This is a genomic window from Brevibacterium marinum (assembly GCF_011927955.1).
Lineage (GTDB): Bacteria > Actinomycetota > Actinomycetes > Actinomycetales > Brevibacteriaceae > Brevibacterium > Brevibacterium marinum.
This window is the reverse complement of the sequence record NZ_JAATJN010000001.1, coordinates 1,462,126-1,477,308: the sequence shown is the minus strand read 5'-3', so window position 1 is coordinate 1,477,308 and position 15,183 is coordinate 1,462,126. Positions and strand designations below refer to the sequence as shown.

Annotated in this window: 12 protein-coding genes, 1 tRNA gene and 1 pseudogene; 6 read left to right on the top strand and 8 right to left on the bottom strand. The window is 63.7% G+C overall.

Annotation, left to right across the window (positions count from 1 at the left end; translation table 11 throughout):
* Nucleotides 1-10: 10 nt before the first annotated feature.
* Complete coding sequence (locus BKA07_RS19750) at nucleotides 11-214, bottom strand: hypothetical protein (RefSeq protein WP_342449152.1); 204 nt, start codon at nucleotides 212-214, stop codon at nucleotides 11-13.
* 271 nt (nucleotides 215-485) lie between these two features.
* On the opposite strand from BKA07_RS19750, the gene BKA07_RS06420 reads away from it, so the two are divergent.
* Both BKA07_RS06420 and mscL read left to right on the top strand, forming a co-directional pair.
* Complete coding sequence (locus BKA07_RS06420) at nucleotides 486-1,115, top strand: SAF domain-containing protein (protein WP_167950161.1); 630 nt, start codon at nucleotides 486-488, stop codon at nucleotides 1,113-1,115.
* Nucleotides 1,116-1,310: 195 nt separating this feature from the next.
* Entirely contained in the window at nucleotides 1,311-1,787 is a 477-nt protein-coding gene (gene mscL, locus BKA07_RS06415; RefSeq protein ID WP_167950160.1) for a large conductance mechanosensitive channel protein MscL, read from the top strand.
* A gap of 151 nt (nucleotides 1,788-1,938) precedes the next feature.
* Here mscL and BKA07_RS06410 read toward each other — a convergent pair whose 3' ends face one another.
* Nucleotides 1,939-2,169: a hypothetical protein gene (locus BKA07_RS06410; RefSeq protein WP_167950159.1), complete on the bottom strand. Its 231-nt coding sequence runs from the start codon at nucleotides 2,167-2,169 to the stop codon at nucleotides 1,939-1,941.
* On the bottom strand, nucleotides 2,162-6,946 hold the full coding sequence (locus BKA07_RS06405; RefSeq protein WP_167950158.1) for a DUF4011 domain-containing protein: 4,785 nt from the start codon (nucleotides 6,944-6,946) through the stop codon (nucleotides 2,162-2,164). The genes BKA07_RS06410 and BKA07_RS06405 overlap by 8 nt, the downstream gene beginning before the upstream one ends.
* Before the next feature lie 107 nt (nucleotides 6,947-7,053).
* Between BKA07_RS06405 and BKA07_RS06400 the strand changes: the two genes are divergently transcribed.
* The 3 genes from BKA07_RS06400 to BKA07_RS06390 all read left to right on the top strand — a co-directional run bounded on the left by BKA07_RS06400 (nucleotide 7,054) and on the right by BKA07_RS06390 (nucleotide 9,542).
* Nucleotides 7,054-7,129 (top strand) — tRNA-Arg (locus tag BKA07_RS06400).
* 244 nt (nucleotides 7,130-7,373) lie between these two features.
* Nucleotides 7,374-8,852, top strand: coding sequence for a hypothetical protein (locus tag BKA07_RS06395; RefSeq protein WP_167950157.1), 1,479 nt, complete (start codon nucleotides 7,374-7,376; stop codon nucleotides 8,850-8,852).
* Nucleotides 8,853-8,918: 66 nt separating this feature from the next.
* Nucleotides 8,919-9,542 carry a sortase family protein gene (locus tag BKA07_RS06390; RefSeq protein ID WP_167950156.1) on the top strand — a complete coding sequence of 208 codons (624 nt, stop codon included), beginning with the start codon at nucleotides 8,919-8,921 and terminating at the stop codon, nucleotides 9,540-9,542.
* A gap of 50 nt (nucleotides 9,543-9,592) precedes the next feature.
* Here the strand turns inward: BKA07_RS06390 and BKA07_RS06385 are convergent, their stop codons facing one another.
* From BKA07_RS06385 to BKA07_RS06375, 3 genes are all read right to left on the bottom strand, one after another.
* The gene (locus BKA07_RS06385) at nucleotides 9,593-10,657 is read right to left on the bottom strand and encodes a universal stress protein (protein ID WP_167950155.1); all 1,065 of its coding nucleotides are present in this window, start codon (nucleotides 10,655-10,657) and stop codon (nucleotides 9,593-9,595) included.
* A gap of 190 nt (nucleotides 10,658-10,847) precedes the next feature.
* Nucleotides 10,848-11,348: an HNH endonuclease gene (locus tag BKA07_RS06380; RefSeq protein ID WP_167950154.1), complete on the bottom strand. Its 501-nt coding sequence runs from the start codon at nucleotides 11,346-11,348 to the stop codon at nucleotides 10,848-10,850.
* Between the two features lie 400 nt (nucleotides 11,349-11,748).
* Nucleotides 11,749-12,552 (bottom strand): NlpC/P60 family protein, encoded by an 804-nt coding sequence (locus tag BKA07_RS06375; protein WP_167950153.1) that lies wholly within the window; start codon nucleotides 12,550-12,552, stop codon nucleotides 11,749-11,751.
* Nucleotides 12,553-13,011: 459 nt separating this feature from the next.
* Between BKA07_RS06375 and BKA07_RS06370 the strand changes: the two are divergent.
* A pseudogene (locus tag BKA07_RS06370) lies at nucleotides 13,012-13,236 on the top strand (IS1380 family transposase); the annotation flags it as partial.
* A 436-nt stretch (nucleotides 13,237-13,672) separates the two neighbouring features.
* Here BKA07_RS06370 and BKA07_RS06365 read toward each other — a convergent pair.
* Both BKA07_RS06365 and BKA07_RS06360 read right to left on the bottom strand, forming a co-directional pair.
* Entirely contained in the window at nucleotides 13,673-14,029 is a 357-nt protein-coding gene (locus BKA07_RS06365; RefSeq protein ID WP_167950152.1) for a hypothetical protein, read from the bottom strand.
* Between the two features lie 230 nt (nucleotides 14,030-14,259).
* Complete coding sequence (locus BKA07_RS06360) at nucleotides 14,260-14,946, bottom strand: iron-dependent transcriptional repressor DtxR (RefSeq protein WP_167950151.1); 687 nt, start codon at nucleotides 14,944-14,946, stop codon at nucleotides 14,260-14,262.
* Nucleotides 14,947-15,183: the final 237 nt, after the last annotated feature.

The following is a 15,183-nucleotide window of genomic DNA, read 5'->3' as shown; positions in this document are numbered from 1 at the left end:
GTTCAGGCTTCTATGCCACCGACTCCCGCGCGGGCAGCTCGAACACCGCGTCCTCGTCGTCGAACTCTTCGCACAAGTCGAACTTGGAGTCAACGAGCTCGGAGTCCTCGCATTCGGAGTCCTCGGGTTCGGAGTCCTCGAGCTCATCGAGCGCTTCGGAATCTTCGTCTTCCTCGTCGGAGTCCACCGCCGTGGGCACCAAGGCGGCGAGCACCTCCGCAGGTTGACCTGCACAGCACAGCACTTCCAGCGGCCGGCCCAAACCTACGCTGGCGCTCCCCCAAGCCTCCGCAGGCTGACCCGCACCGATCCACCCCGGTCCGACTCCCGTGGCTGTCCCGCTCTGCCGACGGTCGACTTGCGTGCGGTTCGACTGTGGACAGCCGCTGCACTCATGTGCATTCCACCTGTGCACGGTTCACGGCCGTCCACAGGCAGGTTCTCAGCCCTTGATCTGCGTCCGAGCGCCGGTTCAGGCTCAGGGCATGGGAATCATCCGCCGTATCAGGGCCAGAACCTCAACCTGGTCGAAGTCCGCACGCATCAAGCCGCAGCGGGTACTCGCTGCCGTGTGCTTCGCATGTGCGTGTGCTCTTGTGGTCTGGATTCTGACCCCGGATCAGGACGGAACGGCCATCGTCGTCGCCAACAGGGATCTGCCGCCGGGTTCAGAACTCGGGTCCCAGGACCTGGCGGTCGTCGAATTTCCGGCATCGCTCGTGCCGGAGAAGTCCTTCACCTCGGTGTCGGAAGCCGAGCATAAACGCACCTCGGCCGGATTGTCCGAGGGTTCGCCGGTGACTCGGTCGGCCGTCCTCGACCAGCAGGCGCTTCCCGAGGACAGCACCGATCTGCTCATGCCCGTGCGCTTGGCCGACGACGCCTCGGCGGCACTCCTGCAGCCGGGTCAGCGCATTCGTCTGTTCAGCTCGCTGCCCGACGGCGGTTCCGAGGTCGTCGTGGAAGAAGTGACGATAGCTCGCCTCGTCGAGAAAGCCGATGGCATTTCTGCGGAATCAGGACAGCTTGTTTCGGTGATGCTGTCCTCGGACGATGCTGGTCGGATCGCCGAATTCGCCGGGATGCCGATCAGCTTCGCGATCCTGCCGCGCTGACCCGCAACCGGCGTCGCCGTGGCGTGAGGCTGAGATGACGAGGTCATCCGGCTCGGTCCTGACCCGATTCGGACACGGCGACTAACTTGCATGTCATCATGCAAACTGGTGAGTTATCTGTGTGTATCATATAAACGTAATAGCAGTGTTCTATTCAGCATTATGGTTTGCATATACGCCGAAAGGGTGCCTCCAATGCTCAAAGGATTCAGAGACTTCATTCTTCAGGGCAATGTCGTCGAACTCGCAACCGCGGTGATCATCGGAGGCGCCTTCACTGCGATCGTGACGGCCTTCTCCGACAAGATCATCAATCCGCTGATCGCCGCCGTCGGCGGTGCAGAAGGTCCAGCGCTGAGCTTCCAGATCAAGCCCGATGTCCCCGAGACGACCATCGATCTGGGTGCCGTGATCACCGCGGCGATCAACTTCCTGATCGTGGCCGCCATCGTCTACTTCATCATCATCGTTCCGATGAATAAGCTCAACGAACTGCGCAAGCGCGGGGCCCCGGAGGAGGAAGTCCCTCCGACCGCCGAGGACCTGCTCGGCGACATCCGCGAAATCCTCCGGACTCAGGCGGCGACCACCGCCGGCGGCCCTGCCGAGGGGCCCGCCAGCACGCCCGGCCCCTTCGACGACACCGAGTCGACGGATCCCCCTCGCCACTGAGCGCAGCCGGTCAGAAGGCCCGTTTCCCTCCTTGGGAAGCGGGCCTTCTTCTGTATGCGGAGACCGGCGAACCGGCCTGGACCCCACGATGACGAGGCGACGACACCGGCCGCAATTGACGCCGAACGCCGATTCACAACAGGGTCGTCGGCTACCAGTGCGGGGGCTTCTGCGACTTGTAGTAATCCGCGCTGAAACCCTCGTTGCCGGTTTCGGCCTCATTGCGCAGGGTGGCACGATATCTCCGCAGGGCCGCGTCGAGACGAGCCTGCGTCTGCTGCTGGCCCTCGCGTTCGTCTTCGGCGGCTGCCTCACCGAGGTGGTCCGGATCTTGTTCGTGTGCGTCCTCGGACGGCTGCTCGTCGAGGTTCTCGTCACTCATCCCGCTGCGAGTCATCCGTGTTCGGTTCGATATCGGCAGCACTGGGACGCACGGTCTTCGCGCCCTGCCCTCTGCCGGTCGACTCTCGACCATTTTCGGTCGGTCCCCGCGCGTTCCCGCTCGGATCCTGCGCATCCGACGCCGAGTCCTGTCCGGCAGACGCCGACTCCTGCCCACCGTTCGCTGCTTCCCCGGCAGACGCTGTCTGCTGCTCGCCGGCAGCCGACTCCGCGCCATCCCCGGCGGCTTCTCGCGGTCCCGCCAGCGAGTCCGAAGCACCTATCGACGCTTCCGAAGCACCCGTCGACGCGTCCGATGGTCCCGTCGGAGCATCCCGCGCTTCCGGGCTCGGCACCTGATCATTGCTCGCCGTCTCGATCAGACCGGCCTGACGCAGCTCGTCGGCCCGGATCTTGCCCGTGTCGAAGGTGGGTACGACCTCTTCCTCCATGGGACTGCGCTGATCCGATTCGGGCACGAGCACCTCGGCGCCGGTGACCTTCTTCGCCCGAGCATGACGTTGACGGTACCGGTCGACGGCGGCCTGCAGTTGGGAGTCTCCGCGACTCGAGCTGCCCTTCTGCGCCAACGCCGTGCGAAGGAGGTCCTTGATCTCGCCATCGCCGCGGACGACGGCATCGGACTGGACCCAATCGATCATCGCGTCGAGGCTGGATTCCGAGTATTTGTGCATGGGCAGCCCGGGCACCAGCTTGGGCCGACTGCCGGTGCGTCCGACGACGACCGAGGCGGCGCGTGCCGCATTGAGGACGGCCTGAGGACTCATCTTCTCGACCGTGGCCTTCCATGCGTCGAAGATCTTCTCGGTTTCCGTCTGCGGGTCGACGAAGGCATCGGTCGACCACACGCGCATGAATTTCCATCCCCGGCGGGCCAGCTGTTCAGGCACGACGCGTTCACGTTGGCGCAGGCTCCGAATCGATGCGTATTCAGGCCCGTCACCTGCGACGGCGATGATCATCCCGTGCTCGTCCTCGGTCGAGTTCGCGACGGCCAGGTCGATGCCGTTGTAATGTTCGTGGGCGACGACGCCGAGCTGCAGCAGCCGATCCGCGATGTCGTTGAAGAGCGGATCATAGATCTCACCGTGGGGCCCCGGCTGTCGGACTCCTCCCGCGGCGATCTCATCGAGCAGTCGTGGCAGCAGGGCCGCTCCCCCGCTCAACCGGTGCATGTCGAAGTCCTCGGACTCGATGCTCGAGACCACGGTCAGTCGGGTCCGGGCACGCGTCATCGTCGCCGCAAGGATTCTCTCGCCGTCGGGCCCGGACAGCGCCCCGAAGTCGTGGATGACCCGGCCGTGGAGGGTTCGACCGTAGCCGAGGGTGAAGATCACGGCGTCACGGGACATGCCCTGAACACGCTCGGCATCGGTGACCACAAAGGGTTCCTTGCTCGAATCGTTGAAGAACGCCGCGACGTACGGCAGATCCTTCATCGCCCGCGAGATCGCTGTGGCCACTCGCTGGGCGTGATGGGCCGTGAGCGCGACGACGGCCAGTGATTCGCGCGAACGGTTCCGTGCATGTTTGAGCACGAGTTCGACGACGCGTTTGACCTCGGCATCAGGGCTCTCGACGCGACCGGTGCCGATGTCGGTCGGCCCCCTGCCGTCGGCGACGTAGGAGAATTCGAGGCCGGTCCCTTCGCCCGTGTGCGCGGTCGGCATCGTCGTGATCGTCGAATCATAGAAATGACGGTTCGCCAGGTCGATGAGTCCGACCGGCGACTGACGGTAGGAATTGGACAGCTCCATCCGAGGCAGGAACTCGCCGAGGCGCTCCTGCACCGAGGTCGGATGGTTCCCATCGTCCATTCCCCAGCGGTCGACCGCGATCGAGAACGGCCGTGGTCCGAGGAGCCTCGAGTCGCCGAGAGAGATGACCTGTCGGGCGCGGGTGATGCCGGGAACGACGTCGGCGACCGAGAGCCGGCCGGCATCGGCGATGACGACGGCGTCGAAGAGCGGAAGCGCGGAGAAGAGTTCGGGCACGGTGTACGGGCTGGCCATCCAGACCGGCGCGAGAGTCGTCAGCAGCTCGGGGGCTCGGGTCGACATGGTCTGCACGGACGTGTGCGGCGACAGCAGCTCCTGCTTGATGACTCCCGCGGAGATCGGATCGTTGTCGATCCCCCGCCGCCATGCCTGCGCGTGGTTGTACCGCAGCCGACTGGCACCTGCGGCGACGAATGCGCGGTCGTTCTCGCGGAAGCCTTCGGCCACGTCGTGCAGTGCTTCACCATCGTGCCGACCCACCTGCGGGTCCTCGCTGGCCATTCTCTGGAGTACGGATGCCCAGTAGGCAAGATCGAATTCGGGTCCGACGAGGTTGGTGTCGACCTTGCGACGACGCAGATCCGTCAGCAGGTCCGAGAGTCCTTCCTCGCTCAGTTCGCGTTGGATCCGGGAGCGTTCGGGCAGCTCGGCGAGGTTCTCCGAGTCCCGGCCCATGGCTTCCGTCCGAGCCTGCAGCTCCTCGATGAGCATCGAGTCCAGATCCCCGCCATCGGGAGTGGTCTCTAGGACGGGTGCGATCGTGGCGATGTCGGCTTCGACGTTCTGCAGGATCTCGTCGGCTTCGAGGACTCCGCGAGGAATCTGCGGACGTCCGTCATGTCCGGCGAGGTCCTGGAGAATGATCCGCTGGGACCGGACGTCGACGAGTGCCGAATGCAGGTCTGCGAGATCGGCACCGGGGCGCAGGAACTCGTTCGCGGACTTCTTCAGGCGTTTGCGCTGGAACATCCCCATCTCGATGCCGGCTTCGGACCGATATTCCGAGGTTCCGGTCGCGGCGATGAGATCGTCGAGTCGGTGGTCATAGATGTCCGGGATGAAGCTGTCGAGGGTGGTGCGCACCCGGAGCAGCACCTTGATCGCGCGCGACCAGTCGTTGAGGTTGCGGCGGGGGTTGAGCTCGGCCTTCGACAGAACCGGTTCGACGGCCGTCACGAGGTCGGGGATGGTTCGGCCGAGGCGCTCGGCGACGGTTCGCGCGGCTTCGGCCTCTTCGACGGATTTGAGGTCGGCACCGAACCAGACGGTGTCCTCGACGTCGAGGGTGAAGGCCCCCAGCGCGGCCAGTTCGCCGAGCTTTCCACGCAGCGCGCTCCGACGTTCGTCGCTGGCTCCGAGCACCTCTTCCCCGAAGCGGACGGGAGTCTGCGGTGAGTCGTCGCCGGAGGTCAGCTCCGCGAGGTGCTGCATCGTCTCGTAGACGGACACGTCCCAGGGTTCGCGGCGGCGGTGCAGCGATGAAACGTGTTCCGTGAGAGTCGCACGCTGCTCGTTGAGTTCGTTGAGGAGTCCGGACAGGTCGGGGCGTTCGGCTTTCTCCGCCGATCCGATGAGTCCGACGAGCTGTCTGCTGATTTCGCCTGTGCCCTTGCGTGTGTCCACAGCGAAATCTCGCAGCCCGACCTCGCCGAGGCGGGTGGAGAAGTCATCGAGGGCATCGGCGTTCTGCGCCAGGAAGAGCACACTCTTACCGGTGTGTGCCAGTGTTGTGGCGACGGCGACGGCGACCTGGGTGGCGCCGGTTCCGGGAGGGCTGTCGACGACGACGGAGCGCCCGGAGACGGCGGCATCGACGACGGCCTGCTGGTCACCGTCGACGTCGATGACGAGGAACTCTTCCTGCGGCTTGCGGTCGGGAAGCGGGGTGACGGGTTCTTTGAGTGCCGCAGGAACGACATCGTCATCGTCGGCATCCGCAGCCAGGTCTTCAGCTGCTTCGGGATCAGCGTCCTCGGCCTCTGGAGCCGCGGCGGCTGCGGTCTCGGTGCCCGCATCCTCCGCGGCTGGTGCTTTCGCGGCCGCATCCTTCGACGAGGCGTCAGGCTCGGCCACGTCCGAATCACCGGCGGTCTCGGTCGCGGTGTCTTTCTCCTCAGATGCGGTGTCCTGCACGCCACCGGCCCCGGGCAGGGAGCCATCGCTGATGCGAACCGTCGGCTCGGAGAATTCGTCCTCGTCCGGTTCGGTCCGTGCTTCCGCCCGCGGGGTCGGGACGTAGGACGGGCCGCCGAGTGCGCTTCGCACCTCTTCGTCACCGGCGAGGGCACGCAGGATCGGGTGCTGAGTCGGCAGATAGTCGGAGATGAAGGGACTCGCGATGTTCGCGAACGTCGACACTATGAATCGATGGTTGATGCGCAGCCCGGGCACCGGCTGCGCAAGGTCACGGAGCCGGTCAAGGGCCGGCCCCGGATCGAAGCCGTGCGGCCCTCCGGTGGCCTCGATCCATTCGTCGACGGGAACGTCGAGGTCGTACACCTCGGAGAGGTGCTGGACCAGAGCGGGATTGATCATGATCCCCTCGCCCAGCACGACTTCGAAGTCCTCCACGCGGGAACCACGTGGGACGAGAGTTACGTGGCGCATCACGACGGGGGCGTTGAACTTGTATTTGGAGTCCTTCTCCGTCCACGAGGCGAAGCCGATCGCCAGGTGTGCCGCTTGGATTCCCCGTTCATTGTCGAGCTGCTCCGCCTTCGACCGGATCGACTTGGCCCGCCGGCGGGCGTCGGCGAGGATCTCATGGTCCCGGACCAGGCTGGACAGTCGGGTGGCTCGGCCCGCCAGAAGCTGGGCCAGGCCGGAGGGGTGCGCACCGGAGAGATCGATGCTGCCGTCGCGTGAGTCCCGGAAATGAAGCATGGTGTCGCGACCACCCAGGTGGGCAGCCTGCTGTTTCCACTCGGCGTAGACATCGTCGAGTTCTGGGAACTGATCGTCAACATCGGAATCCGGCACAATTCGACCCTAACGAGAAACTGCGTCCAATAGGTGCTGGCACACCGTGAAACATCCAGGTTTCTTCTACGCTACACTGGGTGGCTGTGGTCGAAGAATGCCACATCGCCCCCGTAGCTCAGGGGATAGAGCACCGCTCTCCTAAAGCGGGTGTCGGCGGTTCGAATCCGCCCGGGGGCGCCAGGTCACGGGCCGACAACATTCGCGTTTTCGGCCGCGACGCCTCGGAATACACGACCGCTGTCAACTCAACGAGACAACTACCCTTGCTATCTATAGAATGACTCCTCGGGAGCGAAAGAAGAGCAGAACCTCTGCACCTTCCTACGCGGAGTCGAAGGTCGACGCCACGCAGCGCTCCCCAGGAAGGAACCAGAATATGCGGCAACTCCGCAGGCGACTCCCGGTAGTCGGCACAACCGTTGCATTGATCGCAGGGAGCGCACTCCTTTCATCTCCAGCAGCAGCGGCACCCGAAGTCGGCCCTCAGCTCAGTGCCTACGAGGGCGAACCGGACTTCACCGGCGTAACGACCAACCCTGAGACGGACGACCAGGGTGGCATCGAGAATTCCACCATGTACGGTGCCTACATCCCGTCGTCGGGTCCGATGTCCGGCGATCGAGTCTGGTGTATCGACCGAGGCCTGACCCAGCCTATGGGTGAGGGATACGACGAGAGCGGGAAGTCCTCCGTCGAGGCTCCCGAACTGGCCTATATCCTCGCGAAGTGGGACGAACCCCGCGATGACAAGGTCGAGGAGATGGCCCACGATATGGCCATCGGCGCGCACGTCCACAGCTCGGATGAGATCGACCATCGAGACATCCTCGATGACCGCACTCTGCAGGAAGTCACGGATGGAATCGGCTGGAACGAGGACTCCAAGAACCTCAAGGAGATCGGCGCCGACGCGTTCTATGATGAGGTGCTGTCCGAAGCCTATGAGCTCTCGGCACGCATGGGCGATGAAGCCGCAGAGTACGCCGGCGACGGCACCTACGAAGCCAAGGTCACCATTGATGAGGACTCATCGGCCGCCGTTGTCTCCCTGGTCAATTCCGAGGGCGTCGAGGTTCCCGGATTCGAAGGCGAACTCACCGTCGACGGCGCCGAGGCAGAGACGACGGAGATCATGTCCGGCGAAGAACCGGTCGAGATTCCCCTCGATTTCACCGACGAGGTTCCCGATGCCTCGGTGTCGGTGGAGTTCTCGGGTATGCCCACCGGTTCGGTGACCAAGTGGGAGCCCAAGAATTTCGACGCCGATGACTTCGACCGTACGAGCCTGCAGGCCGTCATCGAGAAGCAGGTCACGACGGTGGCGGCCTCCGATTCCTACCAGGGCCTCTATGCCCCGGAGGTGTCCTCGCAGGTGTCGATCGACGAGATCACCGAACTGCCGACAACGGTCACCGACAAGGTGCGTCTGGAGGACTGTGCACCCGGTGAGCCCGTCGACGACGCCAAGGTCGAGGTCTATGCCGAAGACGGAAAGATCAATCGATCCGAGGAGGCCCCCGAGGACGCGGAACTGATTGAGACATTCACCCCCGATGTCACATGCGGCGATGACGGCACCGTCGAATTCGAGACCGATGAACTCGAACTCGATGCAGATTTCGTCGAGCCCGGCGAGGAGAAGTCGGTGACTTTCGTTGCCTCGGCTGCTGCGTCCGGATCGAACGACGCCTGGTCGCATGACTACGGTGTCCCGTCGGAGACCGTGGCGATCGACGTCCCCGAGGCGGAGAAGCCCGACGACAATCCGGTCGTGAAGACAGGAGCCTATGTTGATTCGAACGATGGTGGCACCAACTGGAACCTCGTCGGCGGTGTCACCCTGCTGACCGCGGCCGGCGGCCTCATCGTTGCTGCGCTTCGCCGTCGCAGGACGGGCAACTGACCGTCACATCATCGCTCGGCGGCGGCCACTGATTCGGTGGCCGCCGCCGGCATATGAAAGGAAACCATGTCGGCACGCAGATCTGCTGCCTGGTGGGCAATCCCCGTCGCTGTTGTCATCACCGCTCTCATCTGCGCAGGAGCATGGATGCTCACCCAGGGCATCGAGGAAGAGCAGAACACCGCCGAGAGCGACGCCGATGTCCGCTTGGAGGAGCCCCCGAGCGATGCCGAGGTCGAGGATATGAAGATCGAAACCCTCGACGGTGAGTTTCAGGTCCCCTCGGTGGGCCTTGCCACCGGGTTGGAATCCATGTCCGAGGTCAACGGCGCGATCAATCCCCCGGGGCTGCGCAACGGCTACGTTGTGCGCAACCACGGCACCCCCGACCACCCCGAGCGCGGCACCACCTATGTCGCCATCCACTCCGTTCAAGGAGCCGAGCTGCCGGGGAACAAGCTCATCGATGTCGCCGCCGGTGAGCCGACGGTCGATTTGGGTGAGACGATCACACTCCAGGACCACGATTACACCGTGACCGATTCCTACACCGTGTCCAAGACGGACATCTCCGCTGATGACCGCGTGTGGGCCGATGAACCTGGCCGCCTCGTCATCCTCACATGCTTGCAGCGCGCGTCCGGTCGTTCGGTCGACAATGTCGTCATCGAGGCCACGACGGACCCGTAGCCGCGCTCACGGCATCGCAGTGGTGCCGTGTGGTCAGTCAGCGGCCGGGTTCACAGCCCCGGTTCGGGGGCCTCGTCATCGTGTCGATGTCTGTTGTGGTCGCGGGTGACGCGGACGACCATCGTCGGGCACTGGGAATACGGCAGCACCGACTGCGAGGTCGACCCGAGGAGCAGTCCCGCGAAGCCACCGCGACCGCGCGAACCGATGACGAGCACCTCTGCGGTGTCGGACGCCCGCACAAGCACCTCGGCGGGCTGACCGTCGAACAGGGTCCAGGTGACGTCGAGGTCGGGGAACTCCTCCCGCAGACGCTGCTTGGCCACGACGAGCTTGTCGGCGCCCTCGTTGACCAGACGCTCGAGGTCAGCGGTGCTCGGCAGCCATTCGGGGCCGATCACGGTGGTCGTGATCACGGCGACGATGTGCAGTGGCGATCCCCGCCGCACCGCCAGGCGAGCGGCCTTCCACAGGGCCGGGGACTCGGCGCCGAGGGAATCGACGCCGACGACGACCTTGCCGTCGAAGCGCAGCCCTTCGATGGCCTCGACATTCGGATCGGGTTCCTCGACGACGATGCCGTCCTGCCGGATGGGGCGCGAGGACGTGGGGTGCGCTGTCTTCTCCGCCTCGGACTGCCATGAGGCCGGGACGACGACGGTCGGGCATGCGGAGTGGGCAGGCAGTGCGCTGGAGACGGTGCCGAGCAGCCGCCCGGCGAACCCGCCCCGACCGCGGGAGCCGACCACGGCCAGACTCCCCGACTTCGATTCGTCGATGAGCACACCCGCGGCATCACCGATCTCGATGACGGCCTCGACGGGCATTCCGGCGGCTTTGACCTCCGCGGCGGCCTCTTTGAGCGTGTTCGTCACGGCCGCACGGATCGACGTGTCATCGATCGGAACGTACGAGACGTCGATCGCAGCCGCGGCGACACTGGGAATCGTGTAGGCGCCGACCAGACGGATCGGCTTCTGCAGAGATCTCGCTTCCTGTATGGCCCAGGCGAGTGCGTTGCGGCTGGGAGGCGAACCATCGATGCCGACGACGACAGCGTCAGTCTCCCCTGCGGGTGATGTATCGGCGTCTTGGGTTCGGTCTTGCTCATTCATCGCAAGCTCCTCGTCTCGAAGCGGACTTCTCTTTCGTCCACCCTAAATCACAATCGAGGTGACACCTTCGCGTATTTCACATCGTTATCCGAAATGAGTCGCAGACCGGACACCGTCGCTGCGACCAGCAACGGGACGCATGTGAGTCCACGCTCCGACCCGAGCTGGGGATCGTGCTCCGGTGTGGGTCTCAGGCGGCACTGGAGAGTTCCAGGAAGGGACGCCATTGCTCGACGGGCTTGTCGATGCCCCGCATCCAGAACTGCCCGGTGCGCGGCTCCTGCGGCTGGAACCCGAGCTTCCAGCCGATCTCGGACAGCGTCCGGCTGCCCTTGCGGTTGTTGCAATCGCGACAGCAGGCGACGAGGTTCTCCCAACTGTTGGCCCCGCCCCGTGAACGAGGTACGACGTGGTCGACCGTGGAGGCGGCGTTCGAGCAATAGGCGCAGCGATGATTGTCGCGGCGCAGCACGCCTCGCCGGGAGAGGGAGACCCGGCGACCGTGAGGAGGGCGGACGTATCGGGTGAGCAGAATGACCGACGGTTGGTCGAGGCTCAGGTGTTCGGATCTCACCGGCACGTCCTCTGCGGCCAGGACTGTCGCTTTGCCCGTGAGCACCAGGACCACTGCCCTGGTGAAGGGAACGATCGACAGCGGTTCGTACCCGGCATTCAGCACGAGAGTCTTCATATCCCGCCCCTCATCTTCGTGTGAGTGTGGGACCGGCCGGTCGGCACGGGCCCGGGGAAAGCAAAAGGCGCTGTGCAACAGCACAACGCCTTGGTAGAGGACACGGACACAGATATGTGCTCCGCGCCAGAGACTGGAGCGGTTATTCGCACTATCGGACTGTGGCTCATCTGACTTCCCATCACTTACGCCAACTCAATCTTTTCAAGAATAACGCTGACACCGCCCTGTGACCGAATTCATACGGCTCGCGTCACGGAATCTTTCACCGCAGTTCACCTGTCGACGGCCTGTGAGTGGGTCCGCCCGCCGTTCCGGACTTCCGCGATCGGGCATGCAAAAACTCCCCGCCTGGCTCGAGGACCGTCGAGTCAGGCGGGGAGTTCCTGTGTGCAATGGATCAGAGAACGCGGATGAACGTGACGTCGCCCATCCAGCTGAAGCTGCGCTTCGAGGTGCCCGATCCCGGTGACCCGGCATCGTACATCTGTCCGCCACCGGCGTAGATGCCGACGTGGCCCGGGTGCCAGACGAGGTCGCCGGGCTTGGCCTCCGACTGGGAGACGACCTTGCCTGCGCCCTTCTGTGCGCCCGAGGTGCGGGGCAGATCGACTCCGACCTTGCCGTAGACCCACTTGGTGTAACCGGAGCAGTCCCAGCCGCTCTGCGAGGTACCGCCGGAAACGTAGGGGGTGCCGGTGCCCTTGGCAGCCCAGCCGAGCACCTGCTCGGCCTTCGAGCCGTCGATCGAGCCGGCGTCATCGCCCTCGCCCTTGTCCGAGTCGCTGTCACCGGAATCTGAGGAGCCGGTGTTCGCGGAGTCGTCCGAGGTCTCTTCGGCGGTCTCTACCGGCTTCGGCTTCGGAGCGGCCTTGGCGGTGACGGTCTCGACGTTAGCGCTGAAGGAGGAGTCCTGCTTCTTGTCCTTGCCCTCGGATTCGTCATCAGCAGCGATGGTCGCACTCTGGTTCTCGAACTCAACCTGCGTCTGAGCCTCTGATTCGGCGGAGACCGAGGCCTTGTCGTCGGCTCCCTGTCCTGCGGCCGGAAGCACGGCTGCGGTGAGCAGACCACCGCTGGCAGCGACAACGGCTGCGCGACGTCCGAAGACGGCGGAGTTGGCATTCAGGATGTCAGTCAGTTCGGTCAGTGGAGTCTTGACCTTAGCCTCTGCGGCGCGGCGGCCATGCTGCTTAATTGCCACGTTTTCCTCTCGTCACCTATTGGAAACGACCCAACCGCCACATTTCGGTCCTCAGAGTATTCGCACCGAGCGTGGCGTGCGGCTCTCGGTGCGAAGTCGTCACTTTCGTGGACAACCTCCACAACTGTAACCAATCGGTGATCGATTGTCACGTTTCTGTCACGAACACCGAGGGAAAACCTGGAGGTTTTCCATACTTCCCCTGGTCAGAGGTCTACTATCGGTCAAAATATTCGTAACATTTACTCGTTATACGACAAGGTCCGCAGGCTGTTCTGCGATTCCCCGGACCCTGCCGAAGACCGCTTTGTAACAAATCGGAGCCGACCGAGATCACTGACCGTGACCAGGTGAATTCTCCCACCACTTCGAGCGCGGAACAGTTCGTCGTTCGGCGCGGATCCGCCATCGGTGTCGCAGCCCGTCAGGCGAGCACCCGACGTCGGTGTCGCAGCCCCCAACGCAGGAGCGAAAGTTTCCTCGCTGGTAGCGGGAATGATCGCTGGTGCCGATTCCATCGACGACTTGGCCCTACTACGCCACGGCGGCATGAACACGCTCTTCACCGGCAGGTACGCTCCCTCGGCCCTGGGTTCCTTCCTGCGGACGTTCACCTTCGGCCATGTTCGTCAACTCGATGCCTTCGCCTGCCTGGTACTGACCAGTCTGAGTACGCAGATCCCGCCGACTACGTCTACGTTGATGTCAAGAGCCGCACCCCGACTCATCTGCCGTCGGGAGAGATCAATGCCAATGCCGCCTGGCTGGTGTTGGCCGTGATGGCGTTCAATCTTCCCCGCAAGCGGGAGGTGCCCCCGCTCGAGCGGCGGCGACGGTCGCCGGAGTGAGGCTCACCAAGACCACGCCGGCAACGATTCGGAAAGTTGATCAGTGTTCCGGCCCGAGTTGCGACCTCAACCCGGCGGGTGAGGCTGCACCTGCCCAGGCTGTGGGAAAGGGGTGGACGCGCCTGTTCGCTGCAGCGAATGCTCCACCTGGTCAAGCTGTGGCCTGACCGACGAGCCAGCAACGGCGCGATACGAGGATTTGACGTGGAACTCTCCGGGCAGCGAGAGCCCGGAACCTGCCCAAACACCGAAATCCAGACCAGCGTGCGGCTTCAGCCCAAATCGATGGATTGAGGTTTAGCGAAAATACCGTCTTTGGAGATCACAACAGTTTCAGTCCCCTCGTCCAGGTTGTCTATGACCTCCTCCAGATGCACAGTCAACAATCGTCCTGCGGCCTCTCCGGGTGTCAAACTCTCTTCGCCCCATGCCTGCTCTGGGTGGTTGCCAGCGATAGCCCGGAGCCGTCCTTCAAGGTCTTCCTGCGTTACCTCAACTGTCACTGCCCTTGGTGACACTGGATCAGTGGTGTGAAGATCAAAGGACGTCTGACCGAGATTGTTTACATCCCCGAATGACTTCAACGTCAGTGCGAGGCCTTCCACCGTATGAATCAACTTCTCACTCATTTTATTTGGTTCGCGGATATGCGGTAATGACGTTGTAGGATTCAGCAGACACTACGACCAATGGATGGTAGGTTCGCTTAACTTCGCCTTTCTCGATGATTTTTACAGGGGCGGTGTACCGGTAGGTGTCATTCGCCTCTCGGTAGCTGGCGTACTGCGGCGCTCCGAGGACGGACCCGACGTCGGTGTCGCAGCCCGTCAGTCTTCGGCCGTCAGTGGGCGCTGGGGTCTCACTTCGTATAGGCGAATACGTGTGATGCCGTGTCCAACGGCAGGTCGAGTACGTCCTGGGCACCGGGGACCTGCACCGTGATGTACTCACCGTTGCGTGAGATATCGACATCGCTGCCCGGCAGGACGCCGGCGACCTGGAACTGCTGCAGGAGATGGATGTCGACCTGCAGAGGTTCGGCCAACCACGCGATCCGCAGCTCCTTGGCACCATCACGGGCAACGGCGGTGGCCAGGTCGATGACCTCGATGCCGGCCGTCGCATCTCCGCCGATCATGTCAAGGCCAGGGATCGGATTGCCGTACGGACCCGATGAGGTCTCCGGGAGCAGGGTGACGAGCTTGCGCTCGACCTGCTCGCTCATCACATGCTCCCAGCGGCAGGCTTCGTCGTGGACGAGTTCCCACTCGAGTCCGACGACGTCGGAGAGGAGTCGTTCGGCCAGACGGTGCTTGCGCATCACCTCTGTCGCGATGCGACGCCCCTCGGGTGTCAGCTCCAGATGCCGATCGTTGCTCACGTGCAGCAGACCGTCACGCTCCATCCGAGCCACGGTCTGTGAAACGGTGGGACCAGAGTGTTCCAATCGTTCGGCGATCCGCGCCCGCAGCGGCACGATCGACTGCTCCTCAAGCTCGATGATCGACTTGAGGTACATCTCGGTTGTATCAATGAGGTCATTCACTTCAGACCAGCCACTCCACTCTTCGTCTTCAGGCCCATTCGACCGTTTCAGGCGTTCTTCGCATCAATCCTATCCCGCGTTCAGGCAATCACGTGAGTTCAACCGACGTTGACGTCTGCCGTCCATTCGCCGTGTGGAACTGCGGTCCCGTTCGCGTCCGCCCACACCAACCATGGTCCGGTCCTTCTCGTCTGCCCGACGACACTTCACGGACCGCTCGCGCAGTCGATGCATAGA